Genomic DNA, 21,216 nt, shown 5'->3' with positions numbered 1-21,216 from the left:
CAAGTAATTAAATTTATTATCTTTTCATTTTATAACTTAGTTAATTTTATAAGTTAAAATTTATGCCCTTAATTAATAGTTATGTTATAATCGTATAAGATTTAAAATAAGGAGATGTAAATAAATGAATAGTAAATTTTTCTTACATAAGGGAAAGAACAAAAGAGCTGAACAAGGTCGTCCTTGGATATACATAGATGAAATAAATGAATATGATGGTGAATATGAAAATGGAGATATAGTTGAAGTATATAATCACAAAAATCACTTCATTGGTAAAGGTTATATTAACGATAGAAGTAAAATAACAATTAGAATAATGACAAGAGATATTAATGAAGAAATAGATGAAGAATTCTTTAAGAAAAGATTTGCCGCAGCTTGGGATTATAGAAAAACTGTTATTGATACATCATCATGCAGATTTATATTTGGAGAAGCTGACTTCTTACCTGGATTAACTGTTGATAAATTCGAAGATTATTATGTAATTCAAATTTCTACATTAGGAATGGATAAATATAGAGATTTAATAGTTAAAATATTAGTTGAAGAGTATGGCGCTAAAGGAGTTTATGAAAGAAGCGATATAAAAACTAGAGAAATAGAGGGATTAGAACAAACTAAAGGTTTCTTAACTGAACCATTTGATACTGATGTTGAAATTATTGAAAATGGTGTTAAATACATAGTTGATTTAGAAAACGGACAAAAAACTGGGTTCTTCTTAGATCAAAAAGAAAATAGAGCTGCCATGCATAGAATTTGTAAAGGTAAAGATGTTTTAGACTGCTTCACTCATACTGGTTCATTTGCCTTAAATGCAGGTATAGCTGGCGCAAAATCAGTTCTTGGAATTGATGTATCTCAACATGCCGTAGATTGTGCTACAAGAAATGCTAAATTAAATAATTTACAAGATGTTGTTAAATTTGAATGTCATAATGCATTTGATGTTCTTGGAGATTGGTCAAGAGAGGGTAAACAATATGATGTTGTTATTCTAGACCCACCAGCATTCACTAAGTCTAGAAATACTGTTAATGCTGCAATTAGAGGATATAAAGAAATTAACCTTAGAGGTTTAAAAATGGTTAAACCAGGTGGTTACTTTGCTACATGCTCATGCTCTCATTATATGAGTGAAGAACAATTAAAGAAAACTGTTCTTGAAGCTGCTCATGATGCTAGAAGAACCTTAAGACAAATTGAAGTTAGAACTCAAAGCTCAGATCATCCAATTCTTTGGAATTCAGATGAATCCTACTACTTAAAATTCTTTATATTCCAAGTGGTATAAAAGCTTTTACAAATAACTAAAACATAAAAAGTCGGCTTATGCCGACTTTTTAATATATAAATTAATAAAAATAAATTAGTTTACTATTATCTTTTATATCTTATTTATTATTATTTCTTATTCTCAATAATCTGATTAAGTATTGATTTTTCATTATATTTCATAGGTTCTATATCTGGAAAAAACATTATCATTCTCAAAATATACACAATTATTATTAAAATAACTGAACTTATTAATATCTGCTTAAAAAACCTTCTTTTAAAGACTATAAGTACTAATAATATAAATGGTAGCCAAAATAATGGATGAAATTTAAAGGCATTTATAATATCACCATTAATAACTGCTATAATAGCTCTACTCATTCCGCATGATGGACATGGAATTCCTGTTAAACCTCTTATTAAGCAAATACTTCCTGTTATTTTCCCAAATCTTTTTATAAAGAGAAATATAATAGATAGTCCTAATAAAGCTAATATTAATATATTTCTAAGTTTAATATTTTTATTGCTAAATTTAAAATATTTATTCATACCATAAACTCAATACACTTGTAAATTAATAATTACAATATGGTATATTATTCTCATCATAATTTAAATCATTATACATAGATTTAAAGTTGCTTACCTCTTCAGAATTTATTTTATACCACTTATTATCTATATTTAGAATATCATTTTTAATAATTATTGTGTGATTACCTTCTACTCCATTAGTCTGTATTAGAAAATCCCATTCCCCTAAAGTTTGTTTTTGAATTTCTTCCTTTGAAATATCATTTATAAAACTAATGATTTTTTCTATATCTACTTTATTATCTACAGATTTATAAGTATTTCCATCCACTATATTTTTAACTATTATCTTGTTAATGTTATTAGAATCTATAATTTCATCATCAAATCTATCTTCTAAACTAAACTTTTCTACTTCTTGTTTAGTTGCTTCATCATTCCCAATATCCCTAGTTGAAGTTTCATTGTGCCTAGCAACCTCTGGAATACTCTCACTATATTCTGTAACCTGATTTTTTAAACCTCTCTCTATAGAATTTGACCTATTTGAATCAACTCCATACCTTATTGATGTTGCTGCTAAAAATACAAACACAAAACATGCGGCTGTAGTCAATAAATTCTTATTGATATACCATACATTAGCTTTATTTTTATTTTCTTTATCTAAATTTTTTAGAGTATCTTCAAGTTTATATTCAAAAGACTTTGGTAAAACAAAATCTTCATTTTCGCTTTTACTTTTATTTTTTAAGTATTCATCAAATTTATCCATGAATCTCCTCCTTTAAAATATTATATAGCTTTTCTTTTGCCCTAGATAATCTTGATTTTATAGTTCCTTCTTTAACATTAAGAGTTTTTGCTATATCTTTATATTTCATATCTTCAAAATAAAATAATATAGTCGTCATTCTTAAATCTTCTTCTAAGGAATTAATTGCATCATATAATGACAAATCCTTATACTGATCATTAACTTTTATGTTTTTAAAATGCTCCCTATCTACAGCTATTTCCTTGGCTCTTTTTTTATATAAATTATTACTTTCATTTATTACTATTCTTATTAACCACGTTTTAAAAAACTCTTCATTTTTCAACTTTGGTATATTTTTATAAGCTTTTAATATTGCTTCACTAACTGCATCTTCTATATCCTCTTCCTTATTTAATATAGATTTTGCAACTCTATATATTGCAACTTTATTTACTCTAACTAAATTACAAAAAGCTTCTTTATCTCCACGTTTTGCTCTTTTTACTTGTATTATCAATTCATCTTTACTAAGATTATCTACTGAAGCCTCCAAATCCTTCGCTCCCTTCATCTATTAGACTTAATGTTAACCCCATTTGTTCCATAAGTTTCAAACCATTGTTTTAATTAGTATGTGATTCTTATATAATTATAAATAGAAAAGCGACTGTTGCAAAAATTATTACACAGTCGCTTAAATATGTCTATTTAAAATCTTTTCCTTGCCAAATATTATTATCTACAAGTGCTTTATCAATATCATTTAACACTTCCCACTTTTTCAAACTCCACATAGGTCCAATTAAACTTTGTCTTGGTGCATCCCCTGTTAGTCTATGAACTACCATTTCTTCTGGTATCATGGCTATTCCCTTACATATTAAATCAATATAATCCTCTTTACTTAACAGCTTTAATTCTCCATTTTCATATTGCTCTACCATCTTTGTTCCTTCCATTAGATGCAATAAATGAAACTTAACTCCTTGTGCCCCTGAATGTGCAACATAATCTACAGTCTTTAGCATATCTTCTTTAGTTTCCCCAGGAAGTCCAAATATAGTATGTACAACAACCTCAATTCCTCTTTCTTGTAATTTCTTTAAACTTCTATCAAAAGTTTCAAAATCATAGCCTCTATTAAAATTGCGAGCTGTCTTATCATTTATAGTTTGTAATCCTAATTCAACCCAAAGATAAGTCTTTTTATTTAACTCTTCAAGATAATCTAAAACATCATCGTCTAAACAATCTGGTCTTGTTGCTATAGATAAAGCAATAACATTTTTTTGGGCTAATGCTTCTTCATATTTTTTTCTTAATTGTTCTACAGGTGCATAAGTATTAGTGTAAGCCTGAAAATATGCAATATACTTACCATCTTTCCACTTCTTTTCCATCATTTCTTTTCTATCTGCAAACTGTTCTGTAATAGATAATATTCTACTTCCAGCAAAATCCCCAGAACCTCTTGCACTACAGAAAGTACATCCACCCTTTGCAACTTTTCCATCTCTATTAGGGCAAGTAAATCCTCCATCTAATGATATTTTATATATCTTTTCCCCAAATTTATTTCTTAGGAAATAATTTAAACTATGATACCTTTTTCCATTCCATTCCTTTATCATTTTTTTCTCCTTATTATTAACCTGCATATTTAATAAATAATTATATTAATACTCTATTAGATTTAAAGTTAGCTTATATAATTAAAATAGAGGTTATGTATAATACATTAACCTCTTTTATTTTTTACTATATTATAAATTACTTATCTCTTAATTACAATTTAATCATTTCCTCATTCTTCATATTAAAACTATACTCACCAGTAGTATTATCAATAGTGCCATCTGATTTATAAACATTAATAATTAATTTCTGACCATCAAAATACTCAGCTTTAACATTATATATATTAACATTAAAAATATCTTCTAATTTAGCATCTATCTTAGAGCCATCATCGGCCTTATATATATTTAATCGTTCTATGCCTGATTGATTTTTGTAATTAACAGCTATATCATTATCTTCCTTAGAAAATATAAAGTTTTCTATTTGAACATTGTTTAATAAATCCACAGGTACAACCTTACTTGTAATAGGCTTTTCTAAAGCTTCTTGTAATTCACTAATTTGATTTCCTTGAGAAGCCGTACTACTACTTATATCATCAGTACCATTTTGCATCAATGTATTATCAATATAAGCAATACAAATAAATGCATTTTTATCATCAATAGTAGAAATAGCTATCTTTTGTCCTGTAAATCCTAAAACTACTTTTCCAAAGTTATTATTAGGTACCTTTTCTTTATATAACATAATCTTATTTTCTCTTAAATATGTATCCTTAGGAATATTGTTTAAACTTATTACTAAACTACTTTTTCCACCCTTTTCTCCTATTATTCTTAATGAATTATTTTTTATATATAATTCTCTTTGTGACTTTGCCTTAATTTCACTTATTCTATAATTATCTCCATTTCTATTTACCTTTATAGTATAACTTTCTAAATCGCTTTTAGGCTCTATATTGGAATCCCTAATAACATTAAAAATATAGTATGCAAACTCACTACTTGCTATGGTTTTATCCAATTGAAAACCTACTAAATCTGAAATACCTTCAGATAAATTAATATTATTATTAACCAACTCTTCTAGACATGATTCATTAGCCTTTTCTATATCACCATTTCTGATATTTATTAAGTAATTTGTTGCTAAATCCCTTCCTTTAAATACATCAAATAAATCTATTGCTACTTCATTATCCTTATTTATCTTGCTACACCCAATTAATATACTAACTGTTAAAAGCAATATAATACTTAAAATTCTTTTAATGCTACCCATATCAATTAATCTCCTCACATATTTTATTCCACTTAAAAACAATCTCTTAAATTTATTTTACCTAATAAAATATAGCTTATTCACAAAAAAAGAATAATTGTACTGTAACCTTTATATATTAGATATTAGAAATATATTGGGGGGATATGCGTGAAAAAAGATTTCACTAAGATTTTTCAAATTGCTGCTGTATTTATTGGAACAGTTGTTGGTGCTGGGCTTGCTTCTGGTAAAGAAATTACTCAATTTTTTACTTCCTTTGGTGTAACTAGCTTTTTGGGAATACTCTTTTGTGGAGTATTTTATATATTGATGGGATCAGTAATAGCTAAAATAGGTATCAAATATAATCTTAACTCCTATAGCGATGTTTTAAAAATAATAAGTCCTAATTTACTTGGTAAAATAACAGGAGTAATAACAACATTCTATTTAATTTCTAGTGCATCAATCATTCTTGCCGGAAGTGGTGCTTTAATTAATCAGTTTTTTGGAATACCCAAAATTATTGGTTCATTAATCATGCTTTGCCTTGCGTGTATCTTTTTACTAAGAGATACAGAAGGACTTATTGAAGTAAATTCATTTATAGTACCTGCTTTACTATGTACAATTACTCTCATTCTAGTTTTATATTTTTTATTTTGTAAAGATTCGATTTCATTACAATATATCTCTAGCTTTGAACCTCCTAAAGATGGTGTTGTTATTTCTACTATACTTTATGCTGGATATAATATACTTTGTTGTTCAGGTGTACTTGTACCGTTAAGTAATGAAACTAAAAACTCTAAAGCAATGGTTTATGGTGTTGCATTAGGAGCTTTAGGCTTAACTTTATTATCTAGTGCCATTAATCTATTATTATTGGCTAACCAACCATATATATTTGAACTTGAAATACCCTTACTTTTAGTTGCCCAAAGATTCGGTAATGTTATACAAGCTTTACTCTTAGTAATAATTTGGCTTGAAATGTTCTCTACAGAAGTTTCAGATGTTTACTCAATTAGTAAAACATTAGAGCAAAGCTTTAATATTAAATTTAAAAAAGGAATTTTTATAGTTTTAGCAGTAGCCTTACCAATATCTCAAATTGGATTCTCAAATTTAATTTCAACATTATATCCTCTCTTTGGTCTACTAAGCTTAATATTCATAACACAATGTATTTATTTCTATTACAAACATAAATCAGAACTTAATTAAATTGCGCACTACATGGAGGGAAAAAATAAAATATTTATTTTTCCTTTCTCCATGTGCGCAATATATTTCACTAATCATCAAAATAGTTTATTTTTGGTACTTGTTCTGAGTTTAAAATATCAAATGATAATGGTGGAATGAATGTTCTTTGCTTAATAGATGATCTTAATTCTGCAATTCTTGTTACTCCAACATAAACATCTGATATTTTATACCAAGTTGCATAATCTACAACACCTGTTTGTGGTAAGTTAAATATACTTTGAAATACCTTAACTGCTTCTTGCGTTTTTGATCCATAAACTCCATCAACTGCTAACTTAGGTATTAGTGGATAATTTTGAGCTATTCTATTTAATTGCTCTTGAATTGTCTCAACCTCAGCTCCACTAGAGCCTATAGTTAAATCATATCCTGGATAAGAACTAGGACTTCCTTTTACAATTTCTGCTGTAACTAATTCAATATCATTTCCATAGTAATTAGTTAATATTTCATATGGAGTTTTTCCTTGATCTCCAAGATATTTACTTCCCCATTGAGTCATCCAACCTGGACATTGAACATTCTTTCCATCGCAATACTGTGTTAATAAGGGTTGCTTTCTACCTACTCTTCTTATATAACTTGAAAAAATATCATCAACAACTGCGCTTATACTATCATATATATTTCTTCCATAAGTAAAAGCATGATCATATGCTGTAGAATTAGTTATATCATAATTCTTTCCTTTTCCCCTATACCATTCCGTATATATTCTATTTAATGTAAATGATATTATTGCATAAACATTAGCCCTTATAGTATTTTCTGGCCAAGTTGAATATATTTCACATGAAGCTACATTTTTAATATACTCCTTATACAAAACAGTATAATTAGGTGCTGAAGTATTGCTTGGCGTTCCAGTATGAACAGTTATAAACTCTGGAACTACTGGCTTTGGAAGTACAACTCCACTAGTTGGAGGTGGTAAAGGCTTATCAACTTCTTCTGGAATTTTGGCTGGATAATTTCCATTTAATGTATTAGGGCCTATATTTATTACATCTGCTCTGCTGTTCCTACTATCAGATTTTATTAATTGACATTGTTGAATTGCTGTTTGGCCTGGAAATATTTGAACACCATTAATAACTAATGTTTGAAACCCCTCCCTATCTATTCTTAAATCATACAAACTGTAGGGTGTTGGTTGTGATGGTTCTTGTGAATATTCTAGTGGTGGTGCATTTAATTCAATAACTTGCGATTCTCCTGATGAATTAGTAACTAAGTTAACTTCTTTATTATCACTCGTTTTATCTGAAGATGATACTATGGTTATCTTACCACCCTCTACAGGTATATAAGTATCACCTACAAAACATTGTATTTTTAACCTACCTTTATCAGCCATAATAACTCCTTAATATATTAATCCATTAATTATTAATATGCTTTTTTATTATATTTAGTGATTATTATAAATCTCTAGGCTTTCTAATAAATAAGTTTTTAACTCTATACTCCTCAAAATCTGTATTTATTCTAGGTGTATATGTTTGTTGTATCCAATCAAATACACCTTGTAAATCAAACATTCCATATCCCCATCGCTTATTAGGATAAATATCACCAGGTCTTGTCTTTGCTCCACTTATAATATATGTTTTTATTTGTGATGAATATATATCTGGATAATTTCCATCAGTAACTGCCCACTGAAGAATAAGAGCACAACATCCTGCCACAACAGCACCTGCAACTGAAGATCCACTCATCACTGAAGTTGCTCCTCCTGGAATAGTAACTAAAGCATTACTTCCTCCAGCTACTATATCCGGTTTTATATTTCCATACCTTGTATAACCATTACTGGATTCTGATACAATGGAATTATTATTTTGATTATAATATCCTACTGAAATTGCATTATTAGAAGTACTTGGTAATGTAATAGTTGTATATTCAACTGGATTTAAAAACTTAGTTTCATCATCTATAAGTTCCCTTTGAGGTATCCATGCATAATAATTACCCTCTACTATATATTCTCCAGTTAACCTAAATTTCCAAATTCCTGGTCTTAAATTATATGCTCTTATAAAAATAAGTGAATCACCTGTTGATAATTCTGGTGAAGTAAAATTAACTATCATTTCAGTTTTTTCATATAAAAATTTTATTCTTCTATTATTTGTATTTTTAGCCTCCATGTTATCAATTATTTCTCCTGTAGGGGATATTATTGATAACATAACTCTATTAGGTTTGTTTATCCATATTATTATTGGTAATTTTTTTTGCTTTTCACCAATTCTTATCTCTATATCTTTTATATCTCCAACCTTTTCAATTATTCCTTCAGTATGAGTATCTGTATTTCCTTGATTTCCAACTGGCACTACAGCGACAGTTGCTGCTTCAGTTGAATAGTTATCAATAATACCTTCATTAATTCCATTTCCAGTATGAGAGCCCATATTACCTCCAAGTGGTATAAATATAACTAATGGCTTATTTAATTCTCTTGCAACGGAAACTACATACCTTATTCCTAATAATACACTCCACGGACTATATGATGGCACATCTGTTTTATCGATAAGTGATGCATCAAGTTCTGCTTTTGTTGCTCTAGTTAGCTTAACAATAACAAACTTACAGTCTGGAGCAGCTCCTTTTAAATCTGGATTTATACCCCTTCCACCAATAATTCCACTTACCTTAGTGCCATGTCCAATTTCATCCTTAGATGGAACTATACTATATGGATCCCCACCTGAAGTTTGTAAACTTATTGCTTGGTTTATTTGCTCTTCTGTATATTCAGTACCATATTTTAATCCATATATATTTGTATCTCCTTGAATAGTTTGATCCCATAACCGTACTATTCTTGTTGTATCATCTTCCATTTGAAATTCTTTGTTAAGATAATCTATTCCCGTATCAATTACTCCAACCAATACACCTCTTCCATTAAGCCTTAAATATGGATTATTATTAAATACAGGTGCTCCACTTGCTTCTACTGGTGAAATATCATTTAATGTCAATATAGTATAAAATTCTTCAATATTAACTATTCTAATTACCAATTTTTTTATTTCATCAACCTTATTAACTGGTGTAATTATTAATGCAAAATTTGATAATATCATTAAACCCTCAACCTCTTGTATCTTTAATAAATTTTTTAATACTTCTTCATTTGCAATTTCAACTAAAAGAAAAACTCTATCATTACTCTTTGAATTATAGTCTACATTTATTTCATCTACTCTTTTAAGGTAATCATTTATAATTATATTTTTAATATCATTATTTCTAAGACCTAACCCTAATGTTTGAGATACTAAATTAATACTTTCTCTTAAACAAAGTTCACCATATCCCCAGCCTGCATCTGGATACTCTATATCTTGCCTAGTCTTTTTTGAACCTAGAATTAAAAAATATTTTACTCTTTCCCCATATAAATAAGGATCATTTCCATTTACTATTCCCCATTGCATCATAAGAGCTGCGGCACCTGTAACTTGTGGTGCTGCCATAGAGGTTCCTGTTTTTTTATCAAATCCCCTATTAGGTATAGCAGAATAAATTCCTTCTCCTGGTGCAACTATATCAGGCTTTATATATTGTCCATTATATTTTTCTCCTCTTCCACTAAATGGTGAAATAATACCAACTAAATAATTATAACTTCCAACTGATATTACATTTTTAACTGTGGCAGGTATTCCTAATGTGTTATAAACAACAGGTTCTAAAAACTTAGTATTAACATTTAATCCTTCTGAAATAGGTAACCACATATCAAAGTTTCCGTTATATTTATTTAATTTTCTTAATGTTATTTTCCATTGTCCTGAAGATACAAAGCCATTAATTCCAGTTAATATAATTCCAATTTCTCCACTTACATCAAATGGCTTAGGTCCAGTTAAATATATGGAATATCTAGAATTTCCTATTGTTCCTTCATTAACTCCTTCTTTTACTAATATTTCACCAGTACCAATTCCATATGGAGAAATTAACTCTATACTTAATTGTGGCAATATCGATTTATATAAATTTATTACAACTATAGATTCATCTGATGAAATATTAAAATACACATCATTTACTTCTTCTAATGTTCCTCCTACATGATGTGCTGCTTCACCTTCATTTCCTGCTGCTATAACAATTGTTACTCTTTCAGTAGCAGAAACTGTTGAAATATATTGTTCAAGCAAACTACTACCATTATGTGCTCCATCATTAGTACTTAAACTCATATTTATAGCTAATGGCATATTTAGCTCTTTTCCCTTATCAATAAGAAACTTTATTCCCTTCATTATTTGAGTACTTAATGCAAATCTACTTCTAGCCACCTTGACCATTGCTATTGAACTTTCAGGTGCTACACCATAATATTGCTTATCTATTTTTCCTCCAGCACAAGCTATTCCTACAACATGTGTTCCATGTCCAGTAATATCAGTTGAATTAACTATTGAATATGGATCAGATGATTTAAGTGCTTCATTAATTTGCTCCTTAGTATATACCTTTCCACCTTCATCTAAATCATATATATATTCTATTCTAGTTGTTCCATCAGGATTTCTAAATGCAGGATGAGTATAATCTATTCCAGTATCAATAAATCCAATTAAAACTCCCTTTCCATTAAATTCACTTGAATTTAACTGTGTAATACAAGAAGCCCTATTACTTTCATAATCATCTGCATATAAACTTTTAGGTAGTTCTATATATTGAATTTCTGGGCTAGTTGCTAAAGCAACAAGATTTTCTATTGGAATTTCTGCTATTCCATATCCATATCCCAAATCAACATACTTTCCATTTAAGTTTTCCACTATTTTAGAAATTTCACTTGGAGAAGCTCCTGAAATTATACTTACTTCAATTTCAGAATCATTATTAGTTGCTAAAAAGCTATGTGATATATTAAGCTTTGATAATATTGATGTTGGCATATTCTTTAATATACCTAAATTATTTAAATTACCTTCTATGTTTACCACCTCGTAATAATTTCTCTTATCAATATATGTTTAATTTAAAATATCTGAACTATTAAATTTATTATTAATATCAAAGTTATCCACATGTTTTATTAAGTTATCCACACTATCCACATATTAATATATTGTTTTTTATTTTATTATTTATATAATAAAAAAGGTGCCCTTTGGCACCTTTTTATAATCTAATTTCTATTCTTTCTAACTTTGCAATTACCGATATTTCTCTAGATTCTACAGTTTCAGTCATAAGAGCTCCCCCGTTACTTACAAGAAGTAGCTTTGAATTTCCTAAGCTCTTTATTTGTCTTATTTTTCTATTTCCTTTATAATCAACCAAGAATATTCCATTATTGCTTATTTCTTTTACTAAATGTGCAAAAGCTAAATCTCCTTGCATCATTCTAAAGCCAGACATCTCATTATCCTGAATTTCTAAATACATAACTTTATCTTGAGGAAAACCTTCCACTTTATTTGAATGAATAGGTAATTCTATTTTTCCTTTAACATTCTTTAAACTATAATCATAAATTGGAACATTCTTTAAGACAGATGAAAATGCATTATCCCATACTTCTTCAGTTTCTATCTTTGATGGCTTCTTATTAATTGTATTATATGCTTTTCTTTCTTCCATTAATACTTCGTCTGTTACAACCATACTCACATCATTTAAGTCTGCTTTTAAAATTTTAGCTGCTTTATCTATAAATGATTCTTGTACAATTCTTCTACCCGTTTCAACTTCATTTATAAATTTCTCTGCAACACCTAACTTCTTTGCAAGTACTTTTTGTGTCATACCAGATTTTAATCTGGCTTCCTTTATCTTTTCACCAACTCTACTCATTGCTCTTTTCCTTTCTAACTTTTGAATACCATTCTTTCTCATATATTAAATGCTTAATAAGATAACTTATTTTCCAATTGATAGATTGTTCTGTTACTACAGCTAATATCCCATCTTTGATATTTCTTCTAGTATCTGCTATCGCTTTTCTAATCTCATTTTCCGATAAATTATTATATAGTATTACCTTTTCTTTAATTGGATTGCTATTAAATATGTCGAATCTCATACCAAGTAGTACATCCATTAATGTCATCTCACACATTTCAGGAGTTATTTCTATAATTTTATATCCTAATTCCCTTAAACTCACCAATTCTATATTAGATAATCCATATACTAAAATACACTTATTATTATCAAGCATTATACACACCCCAGTATACACATATAAATTTAATTTAAGGCTGCATTAAAATTTAATGTGAAACCCTTACTTAATTATCACATATGTATTTTAATACAGCCCTTAAAAGCTTAAACCTTACTTTAAATATTAGTCTTCTATTATTTCAGGCTCATCAAACTTTTCACCAAAAGTTTCTACAGTTACCTTTTTCATCACTTGATCTTCATATGGTTTATCACTGTAATCTCTCTTAGTATTAACTATTTTTGTAGCAACATCTAATCCTTCTATTAATTTACCAAATGAAGCATATTGTCCATCTAAATGTGGTGCATCTTCAACCATTATGAAGAATTGGCTACCTGCTGAATCTGGATGCATTGCTCTAGCCATAGATAAAACACCTTTTGTATGTTTTAAATTATTGGCAAATCCATTTCTTGAAAATTCACCTTTTATACTATATCCAGGTCCACCAATTCCCATTCCTTCTGGGCATCCACCTTGAATCATAAATCCAGGTATTACTCTGTGGAATATTAATCCATCATAAAATCCTCTATTTATTAAATCAACAAAATTCTTAACTGTATTTGGAGCTATTTCTGGATATAACTCCGCTTTCATTATATCTCCATTTTCCATTTCTATAGTTACTATAGGATTTTTCATATAATTACCTCACTTTCATTTTTTGGTATAACTTATTATTATCATATTTCTATATAGTAATTCAATGTTTTAATAAAATTTTTTATTTTTTAAGATTATTTTAAGCCTAAAGAAAAAAGCCTCGAAAATCGAAGCTAAGAAAATTATAATTACGAAGGAAGTATCTTTTAAAATATATTATGCTGAATAGAAAAGTTTAATTTATTGTTGAAATGCAGTACCTAAAACTACTCTTGAATAATCTCTATAGTTTGATAAATTTTTAACATCAATTTGTTTAAAAATATAGTCTCGTCCAAATTTATTTATTAAATCGTTAAATAAACATATTAAAAAAGTTGATGGAATTCTTTCTAAACCGTCAAAATCTAAAGTTACACCTGTATCTAAATTATTTTTAACTATTTCTCGTAACAAAATAGCATCTTCTATTGAATAATTCTCCCCTAAAAACTCTTTTATTTTTATATTCATGTTCATACCCCAATCTCCTTTTTTAAATATTCTGAAAATTCTTTCTATACTAATAATATATACAATTTTCAGAATATTGTCAACTATTTAACAATATTTTTTTTTTTAATATTTTCCTATTTATATATAAATAAAAAAAACGCTCCTTGGCGCTTTTCTTATTTAAGGTTGCTGAATTAACTTTAAACTTAAATCAATAACACTTTGTTCATCTAATGAGTTATATATAGTGATACTTCCTACTTCTTCTCTGTCAGTTAATAAATCTTTTTCCTTTAACCTTCTTTTAATTTCTCTTGCAGTTCCTTCTCCACCATCTATTATAGCAACATTATCTCCCACAATCTTTGCTATTGTATCCTTAACAAATGGATAATGCGTGCAACCAAGAACTACAGAACTGATTTCTTCTTTCTTATATAAACATAATTTTTCTTCTAAATATTCTTCTAATTCTTTTCCACTTAATACTCCATTCTCAATAAACTCCATAAGTCCAGCACATGGTATTGGAATTATTTCAGCCTTTTCTTTATATTTATTAAGTAATAAATTAAACTTCTGTTGCTTTATAGTCATTGGGGTTGCCATTATTAATATCTTACCACTTTTATTTAACTCTACCGCAGGCTTTATTGCAGGTTCTATTCCAACTAACGGCATGTCTGGATATACTCTTCTTAGTTCGCTTACTGCTGCACTAGTAGCTGTATTACACGCAACAACAAGTCCCTTTATTCCCTTTTCCATTAAAAATTCAACTACATTAAATGTTAAATCTCTAATCTCTTTTGTTGGCTTTACACCATATGGTGCATTTTTTGAATCTCCAAAATATATATAATTTTCATTAGGCATTATCTTTATGGCTTCTCTCATCACACTTAAGCCACCTACTCCCGAATCTAAAAAACCTATTGGCAAATTTTTCTTATCCAAGCTATCTCACTCCAATTTATATATTGATTAATTTTATTTTATACCTTAATTAATTGTAAATCTACTTTCATTTACTATAATATATAAATTATTGTGCATTTTCTTTAAACAAAAAGTTTTTAATTATTACACATCCAAGATGGTATTGATACTCTATCACTTTCAATTAATTGTGAACGTAATAACTCATTCTTCCTTGCTAATTCTCTTCTAGCAGAATTTATACTTAGTAGCTCTTCTGCCTCTCTTATGCTTTTAGCTTTAAAAACCATTGTCCATCCATCTTTATTATATTTTCCTGCACACATAACATATTTATCTTTATTTTTATTTATTCCATTCATACTATCATAAATAAAACTATTAAGCTCTCCAATATTTTTATAATTAACTTTTACAAATATTCCTCTATTCTCTTTCATACCGCACCTCCGAACAAGCGTTCACTTATTAACTAAAGAATATCAGAACATTCGTTCGAAGTCAACATTTTTTTGGTTTATTTTACATAATAATTGGTTTTTATTCATGTTAAATTATAATTATAAAAAAAAGAGGATGCTTTTACATCCTCTATTCAATGCCTAAATCATAATTAACTATTAATTAAATTTCAGCTATATTGAAAACTTCTAAATCTCTCTTATCAATTTCAGATACCTTAACATCAGCAATTGCTCTTAAAGTATCTAATGCCGTTATAACTCCTATATTTCTCTCAATAGCAGCTCTTCTAATTAAGAATCCATCTCTCTTAGAGTCGTTACCCTTAGTTGGTGTATTAACAACTAAATCAACTTCCTTATTTTTAACAATATCCAATATATTTGGTTCATTTTCGTTAAGTCTTCTTACTTCTTCTGCATCAATACCAGCTTCTCTTAATAATTTACAAGTGCCTTCTGTTGCTATAAATTTGTAGCCGACTTTAGCTAAATCTTTAGCTATTGGTAAGAATTCAGCTTTATCATGTTTATTTATTGTTGCTAATATTTTTCCCTTTTCCATTGATGGATACATTCCGCCACCAACAAATCCTTTATATAAAGCTTCCTTAACATCTCTACCTACTCCTAAAACTTCTCCAGTAGATTTCATTTCAGGACCCAATGATACTTCAACCTTTGGTAGTTTTTGAGTTGAGAATACTGGAACCTTAACTGATACTAGCTTTGGTTCTGGGTAAACATCTATTCCATATCCTAAGTCAGCTAATTTTTCTCCAAGCATAACCTTAGTAGCTAAATCTACTATCGGAACTCCACTTACCTTACTGATATAAGGAACTGTTCTTGAAGCTCTTGGATTAACTTCTATTACATAAAGATTTCCTTCAAATTCTATGAATTGAATATTTATCATACCCTTTATTCCTATAGCTAAAGCTAACTTTTTAGTATAATCTAAAACTTTTGTCTTTATTTCATCACTAATATTTTGGCTTGGATACATTGTTACAGAGTCCCCTGAGTGAACTCCAGCTCTTTCTAAATGCTCCATTATACCAGGTATTAATATATTTTCTCCATCAGATATAGCATCTACTTCAATTTCTCTACCCATTAAGTACTTATCTATAAGAATTGGATTTTTCTTATCTTTCATAAATGCATTCTTTAAGTAGTATGTTAACTCTTCTTCATCGTGAGTTATTTCCATACCTTGACCACCTAAAACATATGAAGGTCTAACAAGTACTGGGAACTTTAATCTTCTTGCTTCCTCTATACCTTCTTCTAAAGTCCAAACACCTTTTCCTTTAGGTCTTGCTATATCAAATCTTTCAAGTAATTCTTCAAATTTTTCTCTATCTTCAGCCATATCAATTTGATCGGCTGTAGTTCCTAAAGTTTTAATTCCCTTTTCTTTTAAGAAATTTGCAAGCTTAATGGCTGTTTGTCCACCGAACTGAAGAATAACTCCATATGGGTCTTCTTTTTCAATTATATTTAACACATCTTCTTCTGTTAATGGTTCGAAGTAAAGTTTATCTGAAATATTGAAATCAGTACTTACTGTTTCTGGGTTGTTGTTAACTATTATAGTTTCAATTCCCATCTTCTTTAATGCTATTACACAGTGAACTGAAGCATAGTCAAATTCTATACCTTGTCCTATTCTTATTGGTCCTGAACCTATTACTATAACTTTTTTCTTATCCGATACTTCAACTTCATCATATTGTTCATAAGTTGAGTAGTAGTATGGTGATAATGCTTCAAATTCTCCTCCACAAGTATCAACCATCTTATATGCAGGCTTTATATTCCATATATTTCTTAATCTATAGATATCATCAGGGCTAACTTTTAGCATATCTGCTATAGCCTTATCAGAGAACCCCTTTCTCTTAAGGCTTAATAACCATTCTTTATCTAAATCATCTATTTTGCTTAATTTTAACCTAGTTTCTTCATGTACTATCCACTTGAATTTTTCTAAGAAGAATATATCTATTCCAGTAATCTTAGCTATGCTTTCAATTCTATAATCTCTTCTTATCATTTCTGTAAGAGCAAATAACCTTTCATCATCTGGTTTCATTACAGCTTCCTTTAATTCCTGGATACTCATTTCCTTAAACTTAGGATGATCTAAAGAATATTTTCCTATTTCTAAACTTCTGATTCCCTTTAATAATGCTGACTCTAAATTAGCACCTATAGCCATTATCTCTCCAGTTGCCATCATCTTTGTTCCTAAAGCTCTATCAGCTGTAAAGAATTTATCAAAAGGCCATTTTGGAATTTTAACTACCACATAATCTAATGTTGGTTCAAAGCATGCATAAGTCTTTTGCGTTACTGCATTTTTAATTTCATCTAATCCATATCCTAAAGCTATCTTAGCTGCAAGCTTTGCTATTGGATATCCAGTAGCTTTTGATGCAAGGGCTGAAGATCTTGAAACTCTAGGGTTAATTTCAATAACTGCATATTCAAATGAGTTTGGATTTAAAGCAAATTGTACGTTACACCCACCTTCAATTCCTACTGCATTAATAATATTAATTGATGCAGTTCTAAGCATTTGATATTCTTTATCTGATAAAGTTTGAGATGGTGCTACAACTATGCTATCCCCTGTATGGATTCCTACTGGGTCAATATTTTCCATGTTACATACAGTTATACAGTTTCCATAAGAGTCTCTCATTACTTCATACTCTACTTCTTTCCAGCCCTTAACTGATTTTTCTAATAAAACTTGGCCTATTGTACTTAATTGTAATCCTGATGCAAGAATAGTTCTTAACTCTTCTTCATTTTCAGCTATTCCCCCACCAGTTCCTCCTAATGTATACGCTGGTCTTACTATAACTGGATAACCAATTTTATTTGCAAAAGCCATTCCTGCTTCCATGTCAGTTACTATTTCAGATGTAATAACAGGCTCATTAATTCTGTTCATCATATCTCTAAATAACTCTCTATCTTCACCTTCTTTTATAGAAGATATTGATGTTCCTATAACTTTAACATTATATTTTTCTAATATTCCTGCATCATGCAAATCAACTGCTAGATTTAGTCCTGTTTGTCCTCCCATACCTGCAAGTAAGCTATCTGGTCTTTCTTTTGCTATTACTTTTTCAACAAATTCTAATGTTAACGGTTCTATATAAATCTTATCTGCAACTTCTCTATCAGTCATAATAGTAGCTGGATTAGAGTTAACTAATACAACTTCTATTCCTTCTTCTTTTAATGCTTGGCATGCTTGAGTTCCTGAATAATCAAACTCTGCAGCTTGCCCGATAACTATTGGTCCTGATCCTATAACTAAAACTTTTTTAATATTTTTATTTAATGGCATTTTCTAAACCCTCCTATAGTGCATATTCCATAAATCTGTCAAATATATATTCACTATCCTTTGGACCTGCTGCAGCCTCTGGATGGAATTGAACTGAGTATATTGGTAAAGTAGTATGTTTCATACCTTCTATTGTTCCGTCATTGATATTTACATGTGTTGCTACAACTCCTTCTGGTAATTCATCAACTACATATCCATGATTTTGAGAAGTAATATGAACTCTGTTTCTCTCCAAATCTTTTACTGGATGATTACATCCTCTATGTCCAAATTTCAACTTAGTAGTTTTTCCACCTAAAGTTAATGCTAATAATTGATGGCCTAAGCAAATACCAACTATAGGTTTAACTTCAACAATTTTCTTAATATTTTCTATTACAGTTCCTAAATCTTCTGGATCCCCAGGGCCATTTGATAAAAATACTAAATCAGGATTTACTGACAATACTTCTTCTGCAGTAGCTGTCATTGGAAAAACTGTTATTTTACAATTTCTCTTTTTGAAATTTCTTATTATATTAGATTTTATTCCAAAATCCATTATTGCAACATATTTACCATTTCCCTCAATTGTATAAGTTTGCTTTGTTGAAACTATACTAACTGCTTCTTTATTTGAAAAAGCCTTAATTTTCTCTTCTACTTCTTCTAAGTTTTCATGTTCTAATGAAATAATTCCTTTCATAGTTCCATTATTTCTTAAAACCTTAGTTAAAGCTCTTGTATCTATTCCTTCTAATCCAATTATTTTATTTTGTTTTAAATAATCTTCTAATCCAATTTCACATCTAAAGTTATTTGGGAAGCTACATTTTTCTCTTACTATAAATCCTCTTACTTTTGGTGCCTCAGATTCATTATCCTCTAAATTTATTCCGTAGTTTCCTATTAGTGGATATGTCATAGTTACAATTTGCCCATAGTATGATGGATCTGTTAATACCTCTTGATAACCAGTCATTCCAGTTGTAAATACAACTTCTCCTACGCTATCTTTTAAATATCCAAATGCTTTACCTTCAAAAGTCATACCATTTTCTAATATAAGCCTTGCTTTCATTCCTAGCCCTCCTAAAATTTATGTATATAACAGCTAAAAATACACTTTCTAAAAGCTCTTTAATTTTAAATATAGTTTATATTAAATTTACTATATATTGGTTAAAATAACAGAAAAGGATAGTAGGGAGACATTTAACTATGTAATCTCTCCATACTATCCTTATAATATTTAAAATTAACTTTAGAAAATTTCTTTGATAAATCGATGTAACTATTGCTATTTACGTATAACATACCTACATACTCCTTTCTGGCCTCTCTGGACCAATTTAAAGTGTACTTTTTAACTAATTAACTTATTCTATATCTTTGTATATTATTCTATATGGCACACTAATTAATGTCAAGATAAAATAGTAATATTCGTCACTTACTGTATAATTAGTTAATTTAACGCTTTTATTTGAAATTTTTAACTTTTTTATTTTATAATTTATGCACCCTCTTGAATGTTTATGCAATAACTGTGCATTTTTATTCTTATTTAATTATATAAAAAAGTAGTTATATTAAAAGAAAATTTAATATAACTACTTTTTTTATTTTAATTTCTTGATCCAATCTACTATAAATTCTATTGGATTATCATCATTACTAGGAGCTATATATTTTGACTTTTTCTTTAATTCCTCACTTCCATTACTTATACAAAATCCATAATCAGCCACTTCTAAAAGCTCAACATCATTCATATTATCTCCAACTGAAACTACCTTAATTTCTTTAAATTCTCTATCTCTTATTAACTCTTTTAAAGCTTGTCCTTTAGATACTTCCTTCGGTATAACTTCTAAATACACATCTGAACTTCTTACAATATCTTTATCTCCATATGTTTCTCTTAAGTATTCTTCAACAAAGTCTAACTCCTCTTTTTCTCCCACAATTAAAGCTTTAGTCCATTTTTTACTCCAGATACTATCATCAATATTATAAATTACATCATAACCTAGTTTACTAAATCTTTCTGTTCTTTTGCATGACTGATAAATATATACAATCTCATCACTATATATTTCTATTCCTACCTTTAGGCTAACCTCTTTAACTACCTTAACTATTTCTTTTCGTTCTTCTTCTAAAAACTTTTCCCATATTACCTTATTAGTATTAAAATCAAATACTTTTGTTCCATTATACATAATAACAGGAAGTGTAACTTTCATTTTATGAATGTGTCTTTTTATGGATGGTAGCATACGTCCAGTAGCCAATGTAAATTGACCTCCATTATCTACAAAATACTCTATAGCCTTTTTATTTTCTTCTGATAGTTTCCCCTTACTATTTAAAAGTGTTCCATCCATATCCGAAACTAATAAATATCCATTAAAAATTCCCATATTTTTCTCCT

The 21,216-nt window shown here is 28.7% G+C and carries 18 protein-coding genes; 2 read left to right on the top strand and 16 right to left on the bottom strand.

Features of this window, described 5'->3' with window-relative positions; genetic code table 11:
- Positions 1-124 precede the first annotated feature (124 nt).
- The gene (locus Q0G30_RS07050) at positions 125-1,300 is read left to right on the top strand and encodes a class I SAM-dependent rRNA methyltransferase (RefSeq protein WP_294388277.1); all 1,176 of its coding nucleotides are present in this window, start codon (positions 125-127) and stop codon (positions 1,298-1,300) included.
- Positions 1,301-1,410: 110 nt separating this feature from the next.
- Here the strand turns inward: Q0G30_RS07050 and Q0G30_RS07045 are convergent, their stop codons facing one another.
- From Q0G30_RS07045 to Q0G30_RS07025, 5 genes are all read right to left on the bottom strand, one after another.
- On the bottom strand, positions 1,411-1,839 hold the full coding sequence (locus Q0G30_RS07045; protein WP_294388274.1) for a DUF2752 domain-containing protein: 429 nt from the start codon (positions 1,837-1,839) through the stop codon (positions 1,411-1,413).
- Positions 1,840-1,864: 25 nt separating this feature from the next.
- On the bottom strand, positions 1,865-2,599 hold the full coding sequence (locus Q0G30_RS07040) for a hypothetical protein (RefSeq protein WP_294388273.1): 735 nt from the start codon (positions 2,597-2,599) through the stop codon (positions 1,865-1,867).
- Entirely contained in the window at positions 2,592-3,137 is a 546-nt protein-coding gene (locus Q0G30_RS07035) for a sigma-70 family RNA polymerase sigma factor (protein WP_294388269.1), read from the bottom strand. Before Q0G30_RS07035 ends, Q0G30_RS07040 begins: the two co-directional genes overlap by 8 nt.
- 151 nt (positions 3,138-3,288) lie before the next feature.
- Entirely contained in the window at positions 3,289-4,215 is a 927-nt protein-coding gene (locus Q0G30_RS07030; RefSeq protein ID WP_294388266.1) for a TIGR01212 family radical SAM protein, read from the bottom strand.
- A gap of 154 nt (positions 4,216-4,369) precedes the next feature.
- Positions 4,370-5,452, bottom strand: a complete 1,083-nt coding sequence (locus Q0G30_RS07025; protein WP_294388264.1) for a hypothetical protein — start codon at positions 5,450-5,452, stop codon at positions 4,370-4,372.
- A gap of 150 nt (positions 5,453-5,602) precedes the next feature.
- Here Q0G30_RS07025 and Q0G30_RS07020 point away from each other — a divergent pair, with 150 nt between their 5' ends.
- A complete protein-coding gene (locus Q0G30_RS07020; protein ID WP_294388262.1) occupies positions 5,603-6,661 on the top strand; it encodes a transporter in 1,059 nt (352 codons plus the stop codon).
- Positions 6,662-6,731: 70 nt separating this feature from the next.
- On the opposite strand, the gene Q0G30_RS07015 is transcribed toward Q0G30_RS07020, so the two are convergent.
- The 11 genes from Q0G30_RS07015 to Q0G30_RS06965 form a co-directional block, all read right to left on the bottom strand.
- Entirely contained in the window at positions 6,732-8,063 is a 1,332-nt protein-coding gene (locus tag Q0G30_RS07015; protein WP_294388260.1) for a peptidoglycan-binding domain-containing protein, read from the bottom strand.
- Positions 8,064-8,127: 64 nt separating this feature from the next.
- Positions 8,128-11,694: a S8 family serine peptidase gene (locus Q0G30_RS07010; RefSeq protein WP_294388254.1), complete on the bottom strand. Its 3,567-nt coding sequence runs from the start codon at positions 11,692-11,694 to the stop codon at positions 8,128-8,130.
- Between the two features lie 178 nt (positions 11,695-11,872).
- Complete coding sequence (locus tag Q0G30_RS07005; protein ID WP_294388251.1) at positions 11,873-12,547, bottom strand: helix-turn-helix transcriptional regulator; 675 nt, start codon at positions 12,545-12,547, stop codon at positions 11,873-11,875.
- A complete protein-coding gene (locus Q0G30_RS07000; protein WP_294388248.1) occupies positions 12,540-12,914 on the bottom strand; it encodes a DUF3783 domain-containing protein in 375 nt (124 codons plus the stop codon). Before Q0G30_RS07000 ends, Q0G30_RS07005 begins: the two co-directional genes overlap by 8 nt.
- Before the next feature lie 129 nt (positions 12,915-13,043).
- A complete protein-coding gene (locus Q0G30_RS06995; RefSeq protein WP_148323273.1) occupies positions 13,044-13,568 on the bottom strand; it encodes a peptidylprolyl isomerase in 525 nt (174 codons plus the stop codon).
- Positions 13,569-13,769: 201 nt separating this feature from the next.
- The gene (locus Q0G30_RS06990) at positions 13,770-14,048 is read right to left on the bottom strand and encodes an STAS-like domain-containing protein (RefSeq protein WP_294388244.1); all 279 of its coding nucleotides are present in this window, start codon (positions 14,046-14,048) and stop codon (positions 13,770-13,772) included.
- 156 nt (positions 14,049-14,204) lie between these two features.
- On the bottom strand, positions 14,205-14,981 hold the full coding sequence (gene murI, locus Q0G30_RS06985) for a glutamate racemase (RefSeq protein ID WP_294388241.1): 777 nt from the start codon (positions 14,979-14,981) through the stop codon (positions 14,205-14,207).
- A gap of 119 nt (positions 14,982-15,100) precedes the next feature.
- Positions 15,101-15,403, bottom strand: coding sequence for a hypothetical protein (locus Q0G30_RS06980; RefSeq protein ID WP_294388238.1), 303 nt, complete (start codon positions 15,401-15,403; stop codon positions 15,101-15,103).
- A 184-nt stretch (positions 15,404-15,587) separates the two neighbouring features.
- Positions 15,588-18,797 (bottom strand): carbamoyl-phosphate synthase large subunit, encoded by a 3,210-nt coding sequence (carB, locus tag Q0G30_RS06975; RefSeq protein ID WP_294388235.1) that lies wholly within the window; start codon positions 18,795-18,797, stop codon positions 15,588-15,590.
- A 13-nt stretch (positions 18,798-18,810) separates the two neighbouring features.
- On the bottom strand, positions 18,811-19,860 hold the full coding sequence (locus tag Q0G30_RS06970; protein ID WP_294388233.1) for a carbamoyl phosphate synthase small subunit: 1,050 nt from the start codon (positions 19,858-19,860) through the stop codon (positions 18,811-18,813).
- Between the two features lie 541 nt (positions 19,861-20,401).
- The gene (locus Q0G30_RS06965) at positions 20,402-21,205 is read right to left on the bottom strand and encodes an HAD family hydrolase (protein WP_294388230.1); all 804 of its coding nucleotides are present in this window, start codon (positions 21,203-21,205) and stop codon (positions 20,402-20,404) included.
- Positions 21,206-21,216: the final 11 nt, after the last annotated feature.

The sequence above is a fragment of the uncultured Clostridium sp. genome (assembly GCF_934754925.1).
Classification (GTDB): domain Bacteria; phylum Bacillota; class Clostridia; order Clostridiales; family Clostridiaceae; genus Clostridium.
Note: the sequence above shows the minus strand (reverse complement) of the source record. Positions and strands in the feature narration are given on the sequence as shown.

Excerpts from the sequence above, each read along its gene's own strand:
- Q0G30_RS07050 (WP_294388277.1), top strand. The coding sequence starts at position 125 with ATGAATAGTAAATTTTTCTTACATAAGGGAAAGAACAAAAGAGCTGAA.
- Q0G30_RS07045 (WP_294388274.1), bottom strand. The coding sequence starts at position 1,839 with ATGAATAAATATTTTAAATTTAGCAATAAAAATATTAAACTTAGAAAT.
- Q0G30_RS07040 (WP_294388273.1), bottom strand. The coding sequence starts at position 2,599 with ATGGATAAATTTGATGAATACTTAAAAAATAAAAGTAAAAGCGAAAAT.
- Q0G30_RS07030 (WP_294388266.1), bottom strand. The coding sequence starts at position 4,215 with ATGATAAAGGAATGGAATGGAAAAAGGTATCATAGTTTAAATTATTTC.
- Q0G30_RS07025 (WP_294388264.1), bottom strand. The coding sequence starts at position 5,452 with ATGGGTAGCATTAAAAGAATTTTAAGTATTATATTGCTTTTAACAGTT.
- Q0G30_RS07015 (WP_294388260.1), bottom strand. The coding sequence starts at position 8,063 with ATGGCTGATAAAGGTAGGTTAAAAATACAATGTTTTGTAGGTGATACT.
- Q0G30_RS07005 (WP_294388251.1), bottom strand. The coding sequence starts at position 12,547 with ATGAGTAGAGTTGGTGAAAAGATAAAGGAAGCCAGATTAAAATCTGGT.
- Q0G30_RS07000 (WP_294388248.1), bottom strand. The coding sequence starts at position 12,914 with ATGCTTGATAATAATAAGTGTATTTTAGTATATGGATTATCTAATATA.
- Q0G30_RS06995 (WP_148323273.1), bottom strand. The coding sequence starts at position 13,568 with ATGAAAAATCCTATAGTAACTATAGAAATGGAAAATGGAGATATAATG.
- Q0G30_RS06990 (WP_294388244.1), bottom strand. The coding sequence starts at position 14,048 with ATGAACATGAATATAAAAATAAAAGAGTTTTTAGGGGAGAATTATTCA.
- Q0G30_RS06980 (WP_294388238.1), bottom strand. The coding sequence starts at position 15,403 with ATGAAAGAGAATAGAGGAATATTTGTAAAAGTTAATTATAAAAATATT.
- carB (WP_294388235.1), bottom strand. The coding sequence starts at position 18,797 with ATGCCATTAAATAAAAATATTAAAAAAGTTTTAGTTATAGGATCAGGA.
- Q0G30_RS06970 (WP_294388233.1), bottom strand. The coding sequence starts at position 19,860 with ATGAAAGCAAGGCTTATATTAGAAAATGGTATGACTTTTGAAGGTAAA.
- Q0G30_RS06965 (WP_294388230.1), bottom strand. The coding sequence starts at position 21,205 with ATGGGAATTTTTAATGGATATTTATTAGTTTCGGATATGGATGGAACA.